The 19,946-nt window shown below is 33.2% G+C and carries 22 protein-coding genes; 13 read left to right on the plus strand and 9 right to left on the minus strand.

Features of this window, described 5'->3' with window-relative positions; genetic code table 11:
- Positions 1-12 precede the first annotated feature (12 nt).
- On the minus strand, positions 13-1,356 hold the full coding sequence (gene gdhA, locus HNP99_RS03255; RefSeq protein WP_173851250.1) for an NADP-specific glutamate dehydrogenase: 1,344 nt from the start codon (positions 1,354-1,356) through the stop codon (positions 13-15).
- Positions 1,357-1,631: 275 nt separating this feature from the next.
- Between gdhA and HNP99_RS03260 the strand changes: the two genes are divergently transcribed.
- The gene (locus HNP99_RS03260; protein WP_173851253.1) at positions 1,632-2,432 is read left to right on the plus strand and encodes a THC0290_0291 family protein; all 801 of its coding nucleotides are present in this window, start codon (positions 1,632-1,634) and stop codon (positions 2,430-2,432) included.
- A gap of 53 nt (positions 2,433-2,485) precedes the next feature.
- Here the strand turns inward: HNP99_RS03260 and HNP99_RS03265 are convergent, their stop codons facing one another.
- Positions 2,486-3,628 (minus strand): cystathionine gamma-synthase, encoded by a 1,143-nt coding sequence (locus HNP99_RS03265; RefSeq protein WP_173851255.1) that lies wholly within the window; start codon positions 3,626-3,628, stop codon positions 2,486-2,488.
- A gap of 191 nt (positions 3,629-3,819) precedes the next feature.
- On the opposite strand from HNP99_RS03265, the gene HNP99_RS03270 reads away from it, so the two are divergent.
- Positions 3,820-4,563, plus strand: coding sequence for a DUF3298 and DUF4163 domain-containing protein (locus HNP99_RS03270; RefSeq protein ID WP_173851257.1), 744 nt, complete (start codon positions 3,820-3,822; stop codon positions 4,561-4,563).
- 154 nt (positions 4,564-4,717) lie between these two features.
- On the opposite strand, the gene HNP99_RS03275 is transcribed toward HNP99_RS03270, so the two are convergent.
- A complete protein-coding gene (locus HNP99_RS03275) occupies positions 4,718-5,173 on the minus strand; it encodes a DinB family protein (protein WP_173851259.1) in 456 nt (151 codons plus the stop codon).
- Positions 5,174-5,245: 72 nt separating this feature from the next.
- Here HNP99_RS03275 and HNP99_RS03280 point away from each other — a divergent pair, with 72 nt between their 5' ends.
- The 6 genes from HNP99_RS03280 to nadD all read left to right on the plus strand — a co-directional run bounded on the left by HNP99_RS03280 (position 5,246) and on the right by nadD (position 9,555).
- Entirely contained in the window at positions 5,246-5,605 is a 360-nt protein-coding gene (locus HNP99_RS03280) for an arsenate reductase family protein (protein WP_173851261.1), read from the plus strand.
- Entirely contained in the window at positions 5,598-6,494 is an 897-nt protein-coding gene (locus HNP99_RS03285; RefSeq protein ID WP_173851263.1) for a DMT family transporter, read from the plus strand. Before HNP99_RS03280 ends, HNP99_RS03285 begins: the two co-directional genes overlap by 8 nt.
- A 77-nt stretch (positions 6,495-6,571) precedes the next feature.
- Positions 6,572-7,432 (plus strand): YicC/YloC family endoribonuclease, encoded by an 861-nt coding sequence (locus HNP99_RS03290; protein WP_173851265.1) that lies wholly within the window; start codon positions 6,572-6,574, stop codon positions 7,430-7,432.
- A gap of 22 nt (positions 7,433-7,454) precedes the next feature.
- Positions 7,455-8,315, plus strand: a complete 861-nt coding sequence (locus HNP99_RS03295) for a hypothetical protein (protein WP_173851267.1) — start codon at positions 7,455-7,457, stop codon at positions 8,313-8,315.
- A 1-nt stretch (position 8,316) separates the two neighbouring features.
- Positions 8,317-8,889, plus strand: a complete 573-nt coding sequence (gene gmk, locus HNP99_RS03300; RefSeq protein ID WP_173851269.1) for a guanylate kinase — start codon at positions 8,317-8,319, stop codon at positions 8,887-8,889.
- A gap of 84 nt (positions 8,890-8,973) precedes the next feature.
- Complete coding sequence (gene nadD / locus HNP99_RS03305; RefSeq protein ID WP_173851271.1) at positions 8,974-9,555, plus strand: nicotinate (nicotinamide) nucleotide adenylyltransferase; 582 nt, start codon at positions 8,974-8,976, stop codon at positions 9,553-9,555.
- Here the strand turns inward: nadD and HNP99_RS03310 are convergent, their stop codons facing one another.
- Positions 9,556-10,452, minus strand: a complete 897-nt coding sequence (locus HNP99_RS03310; protein ID WP_173851274.1) for a LysR family transcriptional regulator — start codon at positions 10,450-10,452, stop codon at positions 9,556-9,558.
- 87 nt (positions 10,453-10,539) lie between these two features.
- Between HNP99_RS03310 and HNP99_RS03315 the strand changes: the two genes are divergently transcribed.
- The 4 genes from HNP99_RS03315 (at position 10,540) to HNP99_RS03330 (ending at position 14,619) form a co-directional block, all read left to right on the plus strand.
- Positions 10,540-11,310: a type 1 glutamine amidotransferase domain-containing protein gene (locus HNP99_RS03315; RefSeq protein ID WP_173851276.1), complete on the plus strand. Its 771-nt coding sequence runs from the start codon at positions 10,540-10,542 to the stop codon at positions 11,308-11,310.
- A gap of 92 nt (positions 11,311-11,402) precedes the next feature.
- Positions 11,403-12,560 (plus strand): iron-containing alcohol dehydrogenase, encoded by a 1,158-nt coding sequence (locus tag HNP99_RS03320; protein WP_173851278.1) that lies wholly within the window; start codon positions 11,403-11,405, stop codon positions 12,558-12,560.
- A gap of 286 nt (positions 12,561-12,846) precedes the next feature.
- Positions 12,847-13,842 (plus strand): NAD(P)H-dependent glycerol-3-phosphate dehydrogenase, encoded by a 996-nt coding sequence (locus tag HNP99_RS03325; protein WP_173851280.1) that lies wholly within the window; start codon positions 12,847-12,849, stop codon positions 13,840-13,842.
- Positions 13,843-13,875: 33 nt separating this feature from the next.
- Entirely contained in the window at positions 13,876-14,619 is a 744-nt protein-coding gene (locus HNP99_RS03330) for a DUF6503 family protein (RefSeq protein WP_254596813.1), read from the plus strand.
- 73 nt (positions 14,620-14,692) lie between these two features.
- On the opposite strand, the gene HNP99_RS03335 is transcribed toward HNP99_RS03330, so the two are convergent.
- The 3 genes from HNP99_RS03335 to HNP99_RS03345 form a co-directional block, all read right to left on the minus strand.
- The gene (locus tag HNP99_RS03335) at positions 14,693-15,100 is read right to left on the minus strand and encodes a hypothetical protein (RefSeq protein WP_173851282.1); all 408 of its coding nucleotides are present in this window, start codon (positions 15,098-15,100) and stop codon (positions 14,693-14,695) included.
- Positions 15,101-15,186: 86 nt separating this feature from the next.
- Positions 15,187-16,206 carry a phenylalanine--tRNA ligase subunit alpha gene (gene pheS / locus HNP99_RS03340; RefSeq protein ID WP_173851284.1) on the minus strand — a complete coding sequence of 340 codons (1,020 nt, stop codon included), beginning with the start codon at positions 16,204-16,206 and terminating at the stop codon, positions 15,187-15,189.
- A gap of 91 nt (positions 16,207-16,297) precedes the next feature.
- The gene (locus HNP99_RS03345) at positions 16,298-16,654 is read right to left on the minus strand and encodes a hypothetical protein (RefSeq protein WP_173851286.1); all 357 of its coding nucleotides are present in this window, start codon (positions 16,652-16,654) and stop codon (positions 16,298-16,300) included.
- Between the two features lie 148 nt (positions 16,655-16,802).
- Here HNP99_RS03345 and HNP99_RS03350 point away from each other — a divergent pair, with 148 nt between their 5' ends.
- On the plus strand, positions 16,803-17,366 hold the full coding sequence (locus HNP99_RS03350; protein WP_173851288.1) for a CvpA family protein: 564 nt from the start codon (positions 16,803-16,805) through the stop codon (positions 17,364-17,366).
- A 9-nt stretch (positions 17,367-17,375) separates the two neighbouring features.
- On the opposite strand, the gene HNP99_RS03355 is transcribed toward HNP99_RS03350, so the two are convergent.
- Together HNP99_RS03355 and HNP99_RS03360 are read right to left on the minus strand one after the other, a co-directional pair.
- Positions 17,376-18,119, minus strand: coding sequence for a tetratricopeptide repeat protein (locus HNP99_RS03355; protein WP_173851290.1), 744 nt, complete (start codon positions 18,117-18,119; stop codon positions 17,376-17,378).
- A gap of 67 nt (positions 18,120-18,186) precedes the next feature.
- Positions 18,187-19,932, minus strand: a complete 1,746-nt coding sequence (locus HNP99_RS03360; RefSeq protein WP_173851292.1) for a BatD family protein — start codon at positions 19,930-19,932, stop codon at positions 18,187-18,189.
- Between the last annotated feature and the right edge of the window lie 14 nt (positions 19,933-19,946).

Raw genomic sequence — 19,946 nt, forward strand, 5'->3', positions numbered from 1 at the left:
AAAAAAAGAAGATTAAACCACTCCTTGCGCTAACATAGCATCAGCTACTTTAACGAATCCAGCAATATTAGCTCCTTTTACGTAGTCAACATATCCTGATGCATCCTTACCATATTGTACACATGAAGCATGAATAGCAAGCATAATTCCTTTTAATTTTTCATCAACTTCTTCAGATGACCAGCTTAGTCTCAAAGAGTTTTGAGACATTTCAAGACCTGATGTCGCTACTCCACCAGCATTAGATGCTTTTCCTGGAGCAAACAATAATTTAGCTTTTTGGAAAACTAAAACAGCTTCTGGCGTTGTAGGCATGTTAGCTCCTTCAGCTACACAAATACAACCATTAGCAACAAGTGCTTTAGCTTCAGCTTCGTTTAACTCATTTTGAGTTGCACAAGGCAATGCGATATCACATTTTACTTCCCAAGGACGTGCACCATCAACATATTTTGCATTTGGATATTTTGCAACATACTCACTGATTCTTCCTCTTAATTCATTTTTAAGCTCCATTACAAAAGCTAATTTCTCAGCATCAATTCCGTCAGCATCGTAGATATATCCAGCAGAGTCAGACATAGTAACTACTTTACCACCTAATTGAGTTGCTTTTTCTGTAGCGTATTGCGCAACATTTCCTGATCCAGAAACAACAACTGTTTTACCAGCAAAGCTATTTCCTTTAGTTTCAAGCATACTTTGAGCAAAATAAACAGCTCCGTATCCTGTAGCTTCAGGTCTGATTAATGAACCTCCAAAAGAAATTCCTTTTCCAGTTAAAACACCAGTAAATTCGTTTCTTAATCTTTTATATTGACCAAACATGTATCCAACTTCTCTTCCTCCTACTCCAATATCCCCTGCAGGAACGTCAGTGTTAGCACCAATATGTTTAGATAATTCAGTCATGAAGCTTTGACAAAAACGCATTACTTCATTATCTGACTTTCCCTTTGGATCAAAATCAGCTCCACCTTTACCACCACCCATTGGTAATGTAGTTAAGCTATTTTTAAATGTTTGTTCGAAAGCTAAAAATTTCAAGATACTTAAGTTCACCGATGGGTGAAAACGTAAACCTCCTTTATATGGTCCAATAGCCGAATTCATTTGAATACGGTATCCTCTATTTACTTGAGTTTGTCCTTTGTCATCAATCCAAGCTACTCTAAACATGATAATACGATCTGACTCGACCATACGCTCTAAAAGCATTTTGTTTTGGTATTTCTTATTTTCTTCGATAAATGGAATTACTGTTTCAGCAACTTCTAAAACTGCCTGTAAAAATTCCGGCTCGTTTGGGTTCTTTTTTGTAACCGCTTCAATAAAAGTAGATATACTTTGTGACATGATTATTAGATTATTAACGTTTAAGAAAACGTTTTCGTTAGTGTGCACAAAGATACGTTATATAAAAATAATTTTATTTTATTATTTTGTTAATTCTAGACGAATTATTTTTTTTTCAACCTTTCTTTAAAAACGCAGCTTAGCTAAGTACTCTTTGTTAATAATCGTTGAGTTTTTCTTAAGCATTTCAGCTTTTAATTACTTATTTTTTATTTTTATTTCTAATCTTAATTGATGTTTTTTATATATTTGTCCCATCTTGAAAACCTCCAAATATGTTCAAACAGATTCCTTTTATCCTATTTTTATTATTTGGTCTCTCAAATAACTCAAATGCACAGCAGGGTATTGCCCATGAGATTGGCGTTATTGCTGGTCCAGTTGAGTTGCGATCTGATTATGGTCAAAGGGATAATATTGGAAATAACTTCTCAAATTCAGGTTTTGGAATCGGGATTGTACACTTTTTAAACTTCTCCTACATACAAAGAACATTTAGTGAAGACACTTACTTTAAAGAACATTTTAAAGTAAGGACAGAAATATCTTATAGTAAATCTAATTTAGAACACAAAGGTAAATATGTTGAGGGTGATCCAAATTCTCTTCCCGTACAACAACTAAAAGGAATGTTTGGTACTACCCAACTTATAAATTTCGGAATGCAATTAGAATACAATTTTAAAAACATTCACGCTTTTGAGAGAGAGACTGGTAGTTTTGGGCCTTTCATCAGTTTTGGAGGTCAAGTAAGTGGCTATAAAACTGAAGCAGGCTCAACCCTTGGAAGATTAGGAACTGTAGCAGCAACTTACCCTAAATACTTAACACCATCTGCAGGACGCAATTATGGTTTCTCTACCGAAAAAGGAACCACACTATCATTAGTGTCCAGCCTTGGAACACGATACAAACTAACCCCCATGGCCGATTTAATGATTGATTTAAGATTTCAATATTTTGATACAGATTGGATTGACGGTCTTAATCCAAATAGAAAAATATACACCGAAAACAAAACAAATGACTGGTTAGTATGGCTTAACGTAGGTTACATCTATTATCTAGACAATTAAATATTTTAAAATAAAAAGTCCCAATTGAATTGGGACTTTTTTATGCTTTATGATTATGCTAATGCTTGTTTTAAATCCTCAAGTAAATCCTCAATATCCTCAATCCCTACACTTAATCGAACCAAGTGATTTGTAATCCCCACTTCTAAACGTTTCTCTTCAGGAATAGAGGCATGGGTCATTAAAGCGGGATGATTTGCTAATGACTCTACTCCTCCTAATGATTCAGCCAAAGTAAATAATTTTAATTTTTCAAGAAACGTAATAGAATCTTGTTTTATTCCTGATACAAAATCAAAAGAAACCATGCCACCAAAACCACTCATCTGCTTTTTAGCAATTTCATGAAAAGGGTGCGTTACTAATCCTGGGTAATACACTGTTTTTACCTTTGGATGGTTGTTTAAAAAACTGGCTACTTTTTCTCCGTTTTCACAATGTCTTTGCATTCTTAAATGCAATGTTTTTATTCCTCTTAACACCAAAAAGCTATCCATAGGCCCTAAGGTTGCCCCCGTAGCAAATTGCTGAAAGTGCAACTGTTTTCCTAGCTCCGCCGTTTTAGCTATTAAAGCTCCAGCCACCACATCCGAATGTCCCGCGAGGTATTTTGTTGCTGAATGCATTACTACATCAGCACCTAAATCTATTGGGTTTTGTAAATAAGGTGTGCCAAAAGTATTATCTACCGCAAGCATAATATTGTTTGCGGTAGTGATTTTTGCAATTGCAGCAATATCAGCTAATTTCATTAAGGGATTAGTAGGCGTTTCTACCCAAATCATTTTAGTGTTTTCATTAATTACCGCGGTAACATTATCTAGATTATTCATATCCACATAATGAAACTTAATTCCTGAGTCCTTATATATTTGCGTAAACATTCTATAGGTTCCGCCATACAAATCATCCATAGTGATGATTTCATCACCCGCTTTAAAAGAGCGCATTAAACAGTCTGTGGCGGCTAATCCTGAAGAAAAAGCCAATCCTTTCGCACCGTTTTCTATACTTGCTAAAGCTTCTTCCAAAGCAGACCGTGTGGGATTTGCAGACCTACTATAGCCATAATCGCCTACAGGTTTACCTGGGCTTGTTTGTGCAAATGTAGACGTTTGAAAAACTGGCGGCATCACCGCTCCGGTTGAAGGATCGTTATGCTGTCCGCCGTGAATTGTTTTAGTATTGAATTTCATGCTGGAATGATTTTATTTTTTAATTTGCTATAAATTCCTGATTTTTAAGTCTATTTTTCGATAATACTTGCTTAAAATCAACTATATTGCTTTAAAAGAGTGAGATTAATAGCTTTACAAATTTACCTTTTAATTTACTCTTAATGAACCAGAACCCTATACCTTTGTATATAATTAACACCTATTACCAAATGAAACGTACCTTATATTTACTGAGTTTATTTTTACTACTGGCAGGTTGTCAAAAGAAATTGACCTTTGAAAACCAATCCTATACTAAAAAATCAAGATTAATGTGTGAAGATAGCTGTCCCGAGATTAATATTAGCATCCCTATTGCTAAAGGTGATGCCGTTGTTAGTGATAGCATTAATAAAAAAGTTTTTTCTGTACTAAAAGAGATCATCTATTTTGGCGAAAAACCTTATACTTCAAAGGATTATGATAGTTTAGTAAGTGATTTTATAGGTTCATATGAAAAATTAAAAACCGAATTCCCAAAAGATGAATTTGGCTGGGAGGCAAAAATTGAAGGAAGTATAAAATACCAAACAGATAGTGTTTTGAATATTGAAATCAACCATTATGCGTATACCGGTGGCGCCCATGGTTATCAAGGATTACGCTCTTTATTATTTGACCCAAAAACGGGTAAAGCAATTACGAACAACCAATTATTTAAAGACTCAAATGCTTTTAAGGCTTTCGCCGAAAAGAAATTTAGAAGTAAATATAAAATTCCCGAAAACCATAGTATTAATGCAACTAAGTTTATGTTTGAAGGAGATCAATTTCAGTTACCAATAAACATTTTTTATACTGATAAAGGATTGCTATTATATTACAACCGTTATGAAATTGCCGCTTATGCCGATGGGCCAAAAGAATTATTAATTCCTTACGAAGAATTAAAAAATTTCCTAATAATCCACTAACCTAGCCCTGATAGCAGTGAAAACCCTCATGAAATAAAACCTCCATTTTTTTAGTCTAGAAGAGCGACCAGCGGAAGCTCCTTCTAGGCTTTAAAAAATGGAGGTTTTATGAATGTGGTTGTAACGAATAGCAGGATTAGCTCCTAAAAACGGCTTAAATAAACTTGCGAATAGTCATGATAATCCCAAGGTGAATTCCTTCATGAAAATCATTGAAAGCCATAGCATCTTGCACATTTTTTAAGACAAAACCTGTTGATGTTGGGTACTCGACAAAATTGGTAAAACTGTTATGTGCAATATCAATTTCGGTTTGATCGATTGTACTTAACAACAATCCTAGAACTAAATCGACTTCTTCTTGGGTTGCATTATGCTCTGGTTTACTGCCTTTTTTATACTTCTCTACCATTTCATCTGAAACTAACATTGGCAAGCCCGAAAGTTTGTAAACCAATAGTTGCTGGGTTACTACCACGTGGGCGATATTCCAAATCAAATTATTGCTGTAACCCGCCGGAATTTCGTTGAGTTGTTGTAGCGTATATTTGGCTAAAATTTGCTTGAGGATGTTTCTATTTGTTCTTGTAATAGCAAGTGTTGTATTCATTTTATGTTTTTTTTGCTAAAAATAATCATTTTCAGTTTCAAATTATTTTCTTTGCACAAAGATTTAAAAACTATGTCGAATAAAATATATTATATCGCCTCTTGTGATACCTGCCGAAAAATTATAAAAACATTGCCTAAAGACAATAATCTTGTTTTTAGAGACATCAAACAAACACCTCTTACTGAAGAAGAATTGGACGAAATGTACCAATCATCAGGAAGCTACGAAGCCTTATTTAGTAAAAAAGCACAGCTCTATAAATCCATGAATCTAAAGGATCAATCGTTGACTGAGGACGATTATAAGAAATACATCTTAGAACATTATACGTTTTTAAACCGTCCTGTTTTTGTTATTGACAGCAACGTATATGTGGGTGGGACGCAACAAAACATGCTTCAGGTAATGAAAGCATTAAATAATGTCTAAAAGGACAATTGCACTTTTTGGCGCTACGCTTGTTTCAATAATTTACGGACTTACATTTACCATTGCTAAAGATGTCATGCCTGCTTACGTTGATGCTTATGGCTTTATTTTATTGCGCGTAGGTGGCTCCACATTGCTGTTCTGGATGGCGTGGTTGTTTATGCCAAAAGAAAAAATAGATTCTAGTGATTTTCCCCGTATTGTTGCGGCAGCATTTTTTGGCGTAGCGTTCAACATGCTTACCTTTTTTAAAGGATTGAGTCTTACCTCGCCCATATCAGCAGCTGTGATAATGGTGACAACACCTATGATTGTGTTGATTTTGTCAGCGATAATCATGAAAGAGCGCATGCGTAAAAGAATGGTGACTGGAATACTATTAGGACTTCTAGGAACTGGCTCACTCATATTATATGGCAAAGCAATTGGCAGCAGCTCAAATGCCACTTTAGGTAACTTACTGGTGCTTGTTAACGCTATATCCTATGGTTTTTATTTAATCATTGTAAAAAAATTAATGGATAAATACAATGCTTTTACTTTTGTAAAATGGATCTATTTATTTGGCTTATTAATGGTTTTACCTTTTGGCTGGAGCCAAATTGAAGCTTTAAATTGGACTGCGCTTCCGCTAGATATTAGTTGGAAAATAGGTTTTGTCGTTGTAATATCGACTTTCCTAACCTATTTACTCAACCTACTCACTATGAAAGAATTAAAACCTACCACGGTAGCTGTTTTTATTTATTTACAACCTTTTTTCGCTACTGTTTTTGCGATCAGCTTAGGCAAAGACGAATTGTCTTTTACTAAAATAGCCTCGGCGCTATTAATATTTATTGGTGTTTATATGGTTACACAAAAACCAGCTCTTAAACCCACTTCATAAAATCAATATTTGCTTAAAAACCCTCGTTTTGTAGGTTTAGCACCTTTTCATTATCTTTGACCTCTTTATACAACTATATGATACAATCAATGACCGGTTTTGGTAAAGCGTCTTTACACTTACCCAATAAAAAAATTACTGTTGAAGTAAAATCGCTAAACAGCAAAGGTTTAGACTTAAACGTAAGAATGCCCTCTTTATACCGCGAAATGGAATTGGGTTTAAGAACGCAATTAGCCTCTAGACTAGAAAGAGGAAAAGTAGATTTTTCTATTTTTATCGAAAGCACCGCTGAACAAACTACCACAAAGGTTAATGCACCAATAGTAAAAGCATACATGGGCCAGCTTAAAGAAATTTATGCCGCTGCTGATGAAACTGAATTAATGAAAATGGCCATTAGAATGCCAGATGCATTAAAAATTGAGCGCGATGAAATTGACGAAAATGACTGGATCGAAATCCAAACGGTTATTGAAGAAGCGGTTCAAAATATCTTGACTTTTAGAAAAGACGAAGGAGCCTCACTTGAAAAAGAATTTCAGTTGCGCATAGGTAACATTCGCCAGTACATGACCGAAGCTCTAGCACTGGATCCTGAACGCGTACAAGCAATAAAAGACCGTTTACAAACTGCAATTGATGAATTAAAAGTAAATGTAGATGCAAACCGTTTTGAGCAAGAATTGATTTACTACCTAGAAAAATTAGATATTACCGAAGAAAAAGTACGCTTGACCAATCACTTGGACTATTTTCTTGAGACCATCAACGGAACGGAAGCTAATGGTAGAAAACTAGGTTTTATTACCCAAGAAATGGGTCGTGAGATAAACACAATGGGATCCAAATCAAACCATGCTCAGATGCAAAAATTAGTCGTTCAAATGAAAGACGAATTGGAGAAAATTAAGGAACAGGTTTTGAATGTACTTTAAAATGTGGAAAAAAATATTTTTTTTGTTATTAATTACTTTCAATGCTTTTTCTCAAGAGTATAAAATCAACTTGGAACAATTTAGAACCAAAAGTAAAATTTTTCACGGTTCCATTGATGGCAAATATGATATTACCATTTATTTAAAACTTTCCTCTTTTTCTGATGATCATCAAGGAGTGTACTCTGTAAAAGGTTGGTATTATTACAACCAATATAAAAAAAACATACCAATTGTTGGTATTTATAATTTCTTAGAAGGACTTACTCTTTACTCTTTAAAAAACAAAACTCTAGAAGACCAAATAGTGACTTTTAATGTCCCAGAAAAAAACGTTTGGACTAAAATTGATTATATAAAATCGATTACCGATTTTGACGAAAAGCTTGCTATTTATCACGAACCTGAAAGTACTAAATGGTTTAGTAAAACCAAAGAATTGAAGCTTAAAGTATTCGATTTTACAGATAATCCGATTGTAAAAGATTTAGCTTTCTTGAAATTAGATAACAAAACAACTATCGATTTAGCTAGTTTTTCTATAGCTTATGATCATTTAGAAATTGTCAATAGTACTAAAACCAAACTGGAGACAAAAGTGCTTTTAAAATACAAAATTGGTGGCAATCCAAATATCCAAGGAATGTGTGGAGCAGCAACAGATTCTGGCTATATTATTTTAAGTTTTGATGCTCAGAATAATTTAAATTACAAGGACGAATTAATTTTAAACGATTGTCGTGGCTCCATATATTCGCAGAAATTAGCGTCTGCCGAAAAAAGTAAATTAAGGTTTAAAACCACTAGTTCTAGTGGAGATAAAAATATTGTAAAACAAATCATAGTTGACACCAAGTCAATTTCTTTTATTAAAGAAAAATAAAATGAAAAAAGGGAAATTAATTGTTTTTTCGGCACCATCAGGATCTGGAAAAACTACCATTGTTAGACATTTATTAGAACAAGAACATTTAAATTTAGAGTTTTCGATCTCGGCTGCAACACGCGAAGCTCGTGGCGAAGAGGTAAATGGTACAGATTACCATTTTATGTCGCTTGATGATTTTAAAACCCATATTAAAAATGAAGATTTTGTTGAGTGGGAAGAAGTATATCGCGATAACTTTTACGGAACTTTAAAAACAGAAATTGAACGCATTTGGGCTACAGGCAAAAATGTAATTTTTGATATTGATGTCGCTGGAGGATTAAGAATAAAATCAAAATTCCCTGAAGAAACACTTGCTGTTTTTGTAAAACCACCAAGCATAGATGAACTTAAAATCAGACTTAAAAAACGCTCTACGGAAAGTGAAGACAAAATCAACATGCGTATTGCAAAAGCTTCTGTAGAACTAGCAACAGCACCACAATTTGATGTAGTTATTAAGAATTACGATTTGGAGGTCGCTTTAGAAGAGGCTGTTGAATTAGTGAAGGATTTTGTAAGCAAATAATAATTAAAAGATTGAAGAATTGAACAATTATAGTTTTACTACAATTTTTCAATTCTTGAATTTTTCAATCTTTAAATTAGAAAGATGAAAATAGGACTATATTTCGGGACTTTTAACCCCATTCATGTTGGCCATTTAATCATTGCCAATCACATGGCAGAACATTCTGATTTGGATCAAGTTTGGATGGTAGTTACACCACACAATCCGCATAAAAAGAAAAGTACTTTACTGGACGATTTTCATAGATTGCACATGGTTCATCTAGCTACCGAAAATTATGCTAAAATCAAACCTTCAGATATTGAGTTTAAGCTTTCACAACCTAATTACACGGTGAATACTTTGGTTCATCTAGAAGAAAAATTTCCTTCACATGACTTTTCTTTGATTATGGGGGAAGATAATTTGAAATCCTTGCACAAATGGAAAAACTATGAGGTGATTTTGCAAAATCATGACATCTATGTTTATCCAAGAATATCATCTGAAGCTGAAAATTTAGAACTTAAAGATCATCCTAGAATTCACATAATCGATGCACCTATCGTTGAAATATCTTCTACTTTCATTCGAAACAATATAAAGGAAGGTAAAAATATCCAACCGCTTTTACCTAATAAAGTTTGGGAATACATCGATCACAATAATTTTTACAGGAAATAGTTACTGCAAAATATGCTTTAACTCTGCTTCAATTACTTGGAAAGCAGTATTAAATTGATCGTTTTTTCCTGATAGTAAAAACACATCAGTACAAGGCATCTTGTTGCTATTCCATACTAACTGTAATTTTTTGTCTGCTATAAAAGACTTTACATTACAATCCCAACTTACTGCTATACCATTGTTTTTTTCCATTGCCGACAACATCTCAAACTCTGATGGGATAATATAATTCGGGATTATTGTAGGTCGTTTTTTATCAAAAACATGTAACCAAAACACTTTTACATGCGGAATTCGAGCATCATGACTGTACCACTTTTGTTCGTTTAACCAATATTCGACTGCTACGAAATCTTCTTTTTTAATTTTTGCCTTTACTTCAGAAGCATCAATTGCGGCAGAACCTACGATGACTTGTTTTATTTGACCTACTTTAGATAGTACCGTATCAAAAGTGTCGTATTGCTGTGTGGTTATGGCAAAATCAACTTTTTTAGTATCCACTAGTTCAAAGAGGTCTTGATCTTCATGAAAACTAAAGTCAATGTAATCAAACTTTCCAATCAATGAATTACCAAGGCTGTTAAAGAAATGTTTTGATATACCAACAGTGATTAACCTATTCGCATTAAACGCTTTGGCTCTAAAGCCATTTTCTACATTTTCTAATCGGTCAAGTGCTTCTATAATCAAGTTATTGAGTAATTTAGCGTACTCAGTAGGATCCACTCCTTTTGATTTTCGATTAAATAATTTATAGCCTACGTGCGCCTCCAACATGGCTATTTGTTGACTTACTGCGGGTTGGCTTATAAACAACTCTTTGGCGGCTAGCGAAAAATTACCATTTTTATACACCGATTTAAACGTTCTGTACCATTCTAGATTAACCATGATATAAATATATTTATCACAAACATAATTTAAATTATTTTTACTGATAGCATAATAGTCGTAAATTTGTACAAACAAAATAACAAAATGAAAAAAGTCGCATTATTTGCATTAATAGTATTAACAGTAGGTTGTTTTACAGCAACTGCACAAAAAACAAAAAAAACTAAGATGAAAAAAGTATTATTCGTTCTAACTAGCCATTCAGATTTAGGGAACACAGGAGAAAAAACAGGATTTTGGGTTGAAGAATTTGCAGCACCCTATTATGAGTTAGCAGATAAAGGTGTTGTAATTGATATTGCAACTCCACTAGGAGGACAACCTCCAATTGATCCAAAAAGTGCTGATGCATCATTTGCAACAGAAGACACAAAACGTTTTGATAAAGACACAGCATTACAAGCTAAATTGAGTAAAACTCACAAATTAACGGATGTAAAAGAATCTGATTATGATGCCGTATTTTATCCAGGAGGTCACGGACCATTATGGGATTTAGCATCAAGTGAAGATTCTAGTAAATTAATTACTTCGTTTTATACTAATAATAAACCAGTAGCTTTTGTATGTCACTCACCAGCAGTGTTGAAAAATGTAAAAGTAAACGGAGAATTTTTAGTGAAAGGTAAAAAAGTAACTGGATTTTCAAATACGGAAGAAGCTGCAGTTGGATTAACTGATGTTGTTCCGTTTTTATTAGAAGATGCTTTACAAGCTAATGGTGCAACTTATTCTAAAGGAGCAGACTGGAATCCATACGCAGTAGAAGATGGTTTATTGATTACTGGACAAAATCCAGCTTCATCTAAATTAGTAGCAGAAAAATTGTTAGCGCAATTGAATGCTAAAAAATAATTAACACTTTTTAAAGGCTCTTAATTACAACGATTCTATAATAGAAATCGAAGGTAATGAGAGCCTTTTAAAATTATAAAAAATAGAACATTATGTTAAACTTCGAATTATATAATCCTACCAATTTAGTTTTTGGAAAAGGACAAATAGAAAAATTAGGAGAACTTGTACCAAAAGGAGCTAAAATATTATTAGCTTACGGTGGTGGAAGTATCTTTAAAAACGGAATACACGAGCAAGTAATCAACAATCTTAAAGGACACGAAATAGTAGAGTTTTCAGGAATTGAGGCAAATCCACATTTTGAAACTTTGATGAAAGCGGTTGCTATTGTTAAAGAACAAAAAATAGATTTTATTCTTGCAGTAGGTGGTGGATCTGTAATTGATGGTGTAAAATTCATTTCAGGTGCAGTAAACTATAAAGGGGATCCAATTGAGATTTTGCAAAAGCGTATCTTAATTAAAGAAAATGCTATTCCGTTTGGAACAGTATTAACTTTGCCTGCAACGGGAAGCGAAATGAACTCCGGAGCAGTAGTAACCATCGAATCGACTAAAGAGAAATTAGCTTTTGGTGGTTCGGCATTGTTTCCAAAATTCTCAATAACAGATCCTACAGTAATTCAATCTTTACCTAAGAGACAATTACAAAACGGTGTTGTTGATGCTTACACGCACGTTATGGAACAATACCTAACGTACCCTCATGAAGGACATTTACAAGATAGAATTGCCGAAGGAATTTTGCATACACTTATCGAGGTAGGTCCTAAAGTTGTTGAAGATCCAGCAAACTATGAATTGGCATCAAACTTTATGTGGTCTTGTACTATGGCACTTAATGGATTAATCCAAAAAGGAGTTCCAAGTGACTGGGCAACACACATGATAGGCCATGAATTAACAGCAATGTACGGAATTGATCACGCAAGAACTCTTGCTGTAATTGCTCCAAGTTTATATACTGTAATGTTCGAAACTAAAAAAGCAAAACTAGCACAATACGGAAAACGTATCTTCAATCTAGAAGGAACAGAAGACGAAATTGCAAAAGAAGCCATTAATAAAACAGTAGCATTTTTCCACAAAATGGGAATGGACACTAAACTTTCTGATTATACCAAAGATTATGATAAAACTGCAGACTTCATTGTAAAACGTTTTGATGAAAGAGGTTGGAAAGGTCTTGGAGAAAAACAAAACATTACTTTAGACAAAGTGAAAGCTATTGTCGAAATGAGTTACTAGTATAAAATACCACGATAATACGGTGAGATTAAAAGGCGTTCTTAATTTATTGAGGACGCCTTTTTAATAACACCTACTAACTAACTCAATTCTCATATTTACTAAAAAATAGATTAATATTACACAATAACGTTAAAAAAGTAAAATTATTTTATATAATTATTAAAAAATACGATTTATTTTTAATTCCAAGAATAGAACTTTAGAATCATCACAGATTTTCAGGCTTTTTTTATTCTAAAATTCACCCATTTTTTAAGTACTTTTGACTAAATTTAATAAAAAAATGGCCAAAAATTTAAAATTTGCAGTTATTGGCGGAGGTAGCTGGGCAACTGCAATTACAAAAATGTTATGTGTAAATCTACCAGAGGTTTACTGGTACATGCGTAATGAAACTGCAATTGAACACATAAAAAAATACAAGCACAATCCTAATTATTTAAGTGCTGTAGAATTTGATACAAACAAACTAAAACTTACTAGCGATATTAATGAAGCAATTACTAATGCTGATTACATCATATTTGCTATTCCATCAGCGTTTGTAGGTGCCGAATTAGAAAAAATGAACGTCTCTCTAAAAGACAAAGTAATTTTCTCTGCCATAAAAGGAATTGTTCCTGAAACGAGTATGATTGTGGGAGAACATTTTCATTTTACATACGACATCCCTTATTACAACATAGGTGTTGTTACTGGCCCTTGTCATGCCGAAGAGGTGGCACTGGAACGCTTATCGTATTTAACGATTGCTTGTGGTGATGCTGAGAAAGCTAAAATCGTAGCTGATAATCTTGCAGGAGATTTCATCAAAACTAAAATCACTGATGATATTATTGGTACTGAATATGCCGCTATGCTTAAAAATATTTATGCAATAGCCGCTGGTATTGCACATGGTTTAGGTTACGGTGATAACTTTCAAGCGGTACTAATGAGTAACGCAATTAGAGAGATGAAAAAATTCATCAAGAAAGTCCATAAAATGAAACGAAATATTAATGATTCGGCTTATTTAGGAGACTTACTCGTTACTGGATATTCTATGTTTTCTAGAAATAGAACTTTTGGTAACATGATTGGTAAGGGATATACCGTAAAAAGTGCCATGATGGAAATGAGCATGGTTTCTGAAGGATATTACGCTACTAAAAGTGCTTATAAACTAAATCAAGGTTATGGAGCCAAAACACCTATTATTGATGCTGTATATGAAATACTATATGAACATAAAGATGCTAAAGCCGTTTTTAGTAAATTAACTGATAAATTAGATTAAGCTTATCTCTATTTCTTAAAAACACTTTAAAACATGGCGAATTACAACACTAATTTACATTTTTCAGCTTTAATTAAAAGCTTGTTTGTACTTTGTTTTTTAGTTTTCTTTAAAGCATCCGCACAAGAAATAACTGGAGAACAATTATTAGACAAAGCGATCAATTATCACGACCCTAATCATCATTACAATGATTTTAAGGGCACGCTTTCTATAGCCATGAAAATGCCAGATGATTCTGAACGTCTAAGCAAAGTAAGTATTGATTTACCAAAACAATATTTCAAACTTAGCGTCACAAAAAATGACAAAGTAGTAACATACATTATTGATAATGAAGTTGTGAATTTTAGCCTAGATGGCAAAAGTGACTTTACTGAAGAAGATGTAAAAACTTTTAACTTAACAGAAACTAGAGCGCGATTCATGCAAAACTATTATACCTATTTATATGGTTTACCAATGAAACTAAAAGACGCTGGGACAATTATAAACCCCGTAGTTGAACGAAAGGTCTTCATGGGCCAAGAGTACTTAGTATTAGCGGTAAAGTATGAGGAAGGTGTAGGAAAAGACGCTTGGTACTTTTATTTTGACCCAAAGACCTATGCTCTAAAAGTATATCAGTTTTACCATGATCAAACAAAGAATGATGGAGAATATATTTTATTAAGTGGCGAAGAGGAATTATCCGGAATTAAAATCCCAAAAGCAAGAGCTTGGTATTTAAATCAAGACGACAAATACCTAGCCACTGATATATTATCAAAAAGCTAACATAGCGCTTAACAACAAAAAAGCAGCAACCTTATTTAAGATTGCTGCTTTTTTTGTGCTTGTATTTTTACTGTTATCTTACAATGAGACCATCTACAAATAGAATAGGCACTTCTTCAAGTTCTTGCTCATTCATAGCATTTGCATTAAAAATAAACTTCTTATCATACATCTTATTCCCTATGAAATAAGACACTGAAAATTCATTATTGAGTACCAATACACTTTTCTCAATCATTTCGATTTTAACCACTGAAACAGCTGGAACCTCAACAAAAGCGTGGCGCAATAGCGATGTTTTTTTCATTTCGTCGTCAATTGTCCCAAAAGCTTTAGACACAACCATAACGCTTTCGATAAGGAAATCACTATCATTAACTAAATAAGCATACCAAACCTTTTCCATAAAATCGTCGCTCCATTCTTGAACGGCCGCTAGGAAAACATTTTCTACTTCAGGAATTATAATATCTTTTTTCATAAATTAGTCTTAAGTCTAAGTTTTAAAATCTCAAAGTCAATCATTACTAAAATAGCTGTTTCAACTTTTAACATTTCAACCTTGGACTAAATTGAAGCTTTAAATTGCTCTAAGAAACGTACGTCATTTTCATAAAACATACGAATATCACCTATTTGATAAAGCAACATTGCAATACGCTCCACTCCCATCCCAAAGGCAAAACCATTGAATTCTTCTGGATTGATACCGCAGTTTTTCAAAACATTTGGATCTACCATTCCACATCCACCAATCTCTAACCAACCAGTTCCTTTAGTAATCCTATAATCCGTTTCTGTCTTTAAACCCCAGTAAATATCAATCTCAGCACTAGGCTCAGTAAAGGGGAAATAAGAAGGTCTTAAACGAATTTTAGACTTCCCAAACATCTCTTTTGTAAAATATAAAAGTGTTTGTTTTAAATCAGCAAACGATACATCTTTGTCAATATACAGTCCTTCAACCTGGTGAAAAATACAATGTGAACGTGAAGAAATTGCTTCGTTACGAAAAACACGTCCTGGAGAAATAGTACGAATAGGTGGCTTGTTCTCTTCCATGTAACGCACTTGAACAGATGATGTGTGGGTACGCAATAAAATATCAGGATTTGTTTGAATAAAAAACGTGTCCTGCATGTCTCTTGCTGGGTGGTACTCTGGCAAATTTAATGCCGTAAAATTATGCCAGTCATCTTCGATTTCTGGACCTTCAGAAACATTGAAACCAATGTTTGAAAAGATATCTATAATTTGGTTTTTTACAATAGAAATAGGATGACGAGACCCAATGATTACCGGCTCAGCAGAGCGAGTTAAATCACCATAAATACCTTTAGTTTCTTCTTTACTCTCTAATGCTTCTTGAATAGCTTTCACTTTTTCTTCGGCAGATGATTTAAGTAAATTGATTACTTGACCAAATTCTTTTTTTTGATCGTTTGGTACGTTTTTAAACTCAGCAAAAAAATCTTTAAGAAGTCCTTTACTTCCTAAAAATTTAATTCTAAATGTTTCTAATTCTGCTTTGTCTTGTGTTGAAAAAGCTTGTGCTTCGCCAATATATTCTTTTATCTTATCTATCATTTTCGTCCAGTAATTGAGAGGGCAAATTTACAAAATTTGTTTCAGGTTTAAAGTGTAAAGTGAAAAGTTTACGCGCTAAAATTGCGACACATTATTGGATCACTTCTCTTTCTATAAAATAATTCACGATTGCTTCCTTCATTAACACCGATTGTTCACCGGCTCTTAATGGTGGCAATTCCTCTTTTACTTTGTAATGAGGCCAACCATCTTCATCAAAAAATTCAAATTCATAGAAACCATAAGGCTCTAATAACCTGCAAATAGCAATATGCATCAGGTTTAATTTTTCATCTTTTTTATATTCTTGGTGTACTTTTCCTAGTTCTTGAACTCCTATTAAATAAATAATAGCATCTAAGTCTAAGTCTTCTCCTTGCGAAAATTGATTAGAAAGTATATCGACAAGCTGTTCCCAGCGCTCTTTAAGTTGTATATCTCTTGACATTATAATATTGATTGTAACCGCTCCCTTTTTTAAGTATCCTAATTCAAAAAAAACAGCTATTTAATTTTTGCAAAGATAACGACTTGAAAATTGACAATGGATGTTTGATTTATTTTATATTTGTTGTTCATCTTACTAATGCACAACTATGGGTTTTTTAGATATTGTTTTGGGCGCTTTACTGATTTTTGCTTTATATAAAGGGCTTAAAAACGGACTTTTTATAGAACTGGCCTCGTTATTGTCTTTGATTGTTGGAATTTATTTAGCTATAAAATTTTCATACATGATCAAGGAAATGTTAGTAAAGCATGTTTCATGGTCACCTAAATACATCGAGATCATTGCTTTTGGACTAACTTTCATAGCCGTAGTGGTATGCATTCACCTTTTAGCAAAGCTATTCACAGGGATCATGGATTTCGCCTTCTTGGGTTGGATAAACAAACTTGCAGGTGCTGTATTTAGCGTTTTAAAAACGGTATTGCTTTTAAGCGTATTATTTAATTTATTCGAAAAAGTAAATATTAATAACATGCTCATCAAAGCCGAAACTTTAAATAATTCTATGTTTTATAACCCTATCCAAAAAACGTCGCGCTTTGTTTATCCTTCTTTAGAAAAATGGTACATTGATTTTAAAGACAAACACACAACCGAAGCAGAAAACGAATCAGTTCCCAAAAACAATGAAGTAAAACAAGAAAAGTAAGGCTTAAAGTTATTTCACTTCTCTAATTGCGCTTTTTTCTATCCAACCTACGGTTCCATCTGTGAGTTCAACTCTTTTCCAGTTGTTCACTGTTTCTTCTACATATAACTTAGCTCCTTCATGTAAGACAACAACGGTTTTACTAGCATTTTGAGGTTCTTTTTTAACATCAACCATTTCAGCAAAAACTATTGCCGGTCGATCATTTTTAAACTGATCCATCTCAAAAATAGCAGCCAAAATACTAATAATAAGCAAAATAATAACAATAAACATAGTAAAGAAAAACACTCTTTTTATGGTGCTTTGTTGTGAAAAATAATACCCAATAAAACCCAATAAAAACAACACTGCTAACCCCACCGAAATATAACCCCAAGTATTGTAGTTATAAGTTGCGGTAAAATCCCTAAGTAACTTAGCAAATCCTACTTTAGGAATTACTTTGATTTCATCAACGGTTCTTTTTTGCGCAAAGCGTAAATTATTTAAAGTTTGTGTATCGTTTGGTTTTAGAACCAATGCTTTCTCATAATTATAAATCGCAGGAGCTACTTTATTTAGTTTATAATAGCAGTTTCCTAAATTATAATACAACTCAGCCGATTGTAATTTAGTACCTAAAATAGCATTATAAGCAGTAACTGCCTCTTCATATTTACCGTTTTTATACAATTCGTTTGCACTTTCAAAGCTATTTTGAGCAAAGAAAACTTGGGTAAAAAATAAGAATAGATATAAAATATTTTTCATTGTCTTTATTTATAAACTGCTTACGCAAAAAATACATCTTGCTTATCAATCTTGTAATTCACTGTGCTTATAGCTCTTTCTCTAATTCAGAAATTATCGCTACTGCCTTGTCATAATCTTTTTGAATGGTTGCACTTGATGCCGGAGCATATCGTGCGATTTCACAATTTTCAGTAAGCGCAATAAAATCATTAACTGTTTCGGAATTTGCATTTTTAGCTAACAATATAGCCTTGATATTGTCTTTACTCATCTCTGATGTCTCAATATGCAACTTGGCTTTCAAGAAATTATGCATTGCTTTTTCAAGAGCAACATAAAATGGTTCTTTATTGTTGATTTGTTTTTTAGCTTGAGACAAATACTTCTTAGCTAATTTATTGTTTCTGCGTATTCTATTGCCAACAACATCACCATCAAGAGTGTCTTTCTTGTTTTTTGCTAATACAATTATTGGTATTAATAAAAAGGATAATAAGAGTAGTAGTAAGTACAATTTAGAACCAAAGAAATCGTCACTGTTAGTTGGTTTTAATTCGGTTTTTAATTTAATGTATTTAAACTGTTCAATACTGACATCATTTTTGCCTGCGTTAGCACTTAAGCTATCTGCTGCACGTGTATCAGTTGGACCGTTTAAAACATTAATCATAATCTCAGGAGATACAACTGTTTTATATGTTCCTGATCCCAAATCAAAATAAGAGAAACGAATAGGTTTTACAGGATAATTTCCTTTGTATTGCGGTACAATAGTATAACTGTCAGACATTTTTCCTGACATTCCAGCTAGTGATGTATTGACATTCTCGTCATGTACTGGATCGTACATTTCAAGTGCATTAGGAACAACTGGTTTAGGTAGACTGAATAATTTCATATTCCCTTTTCCAGTAACGCTTACTAATAAATCAAGGCTTTCACCATTTTTCAAACTAGTTTTAGACGGCGTTACTTTAAAATCAAACGTACCCACTGCACCAGTAAAATCATCTGGTTTTCCTTTTTCAGGCAGCGCACGCACATTTATTGTTTTAGCACCAGCCGAAACTTTTTTATTCCCATCTGCAAGCAACATCCTTCCAAAAACATCTCGTCTATTAGTAGGCAATTGTACATCTACATCAAGAGACAAAGGTTCAATGGCTAATTTTCCCGATTTTTGAGGATATAACACTACTTTTTTAAGTACAACATAACGGTAATTTTGCCCTTTAAAAATGGCATCAACCGCTGCTAATTGTTTTATTTCAATATTCTGACTCCAAAAATCATTGTATTTTGGTTTATTTAATTCTCTAAAATTAGAGATTCCAATGTTAGCAAAATACAATTTATAAACCACCGTAATAGGTTCATTTACATACGGATTGGTTTTAGATATCTCTGCAATTAAATACAAATTATCGTCTGCTGAAACACTAGTATCATTAGGATCTTTAGGTTGTTCTACAGCATTTGTTACCGTAATTTTAACCGAATTGGTTTTGTAAACCTGACCGTTATACTCAATCGTTGCTGGTTTAATTGTCAAATTCCCTTTTTGAGTAGGGAGTAAATAATAAGAGTAAATTTTCTCGAAGGAACTTCTACCATTAACCCACGACTGACTTACTTGTTGACTAGGACCCGCAATAACTCTAAACCCCTCAAAAGAAGGTTCATTAAAGTTATCTCCATCAATATTCATAGAGAAATCAATACGAAGTCTTTCATTAAGACCTAATGTTGTTTTACTCACTTTTGCCTCAAATTGTACTTGGGCTAAAAGTCCTTGAAAGCTTAATAGTATTAAAAATAAAAACTTCTTCATTATTAATGTTTATT

The organism is Flavobacterium gelidicaeli, from assembly GCF_013294005.1.
Classification (GTDB): Bacteria; Bacteroidota; Bacteroidia; order Flavobacteriales; family Flavobacteriaceae; genus Flavobacterium.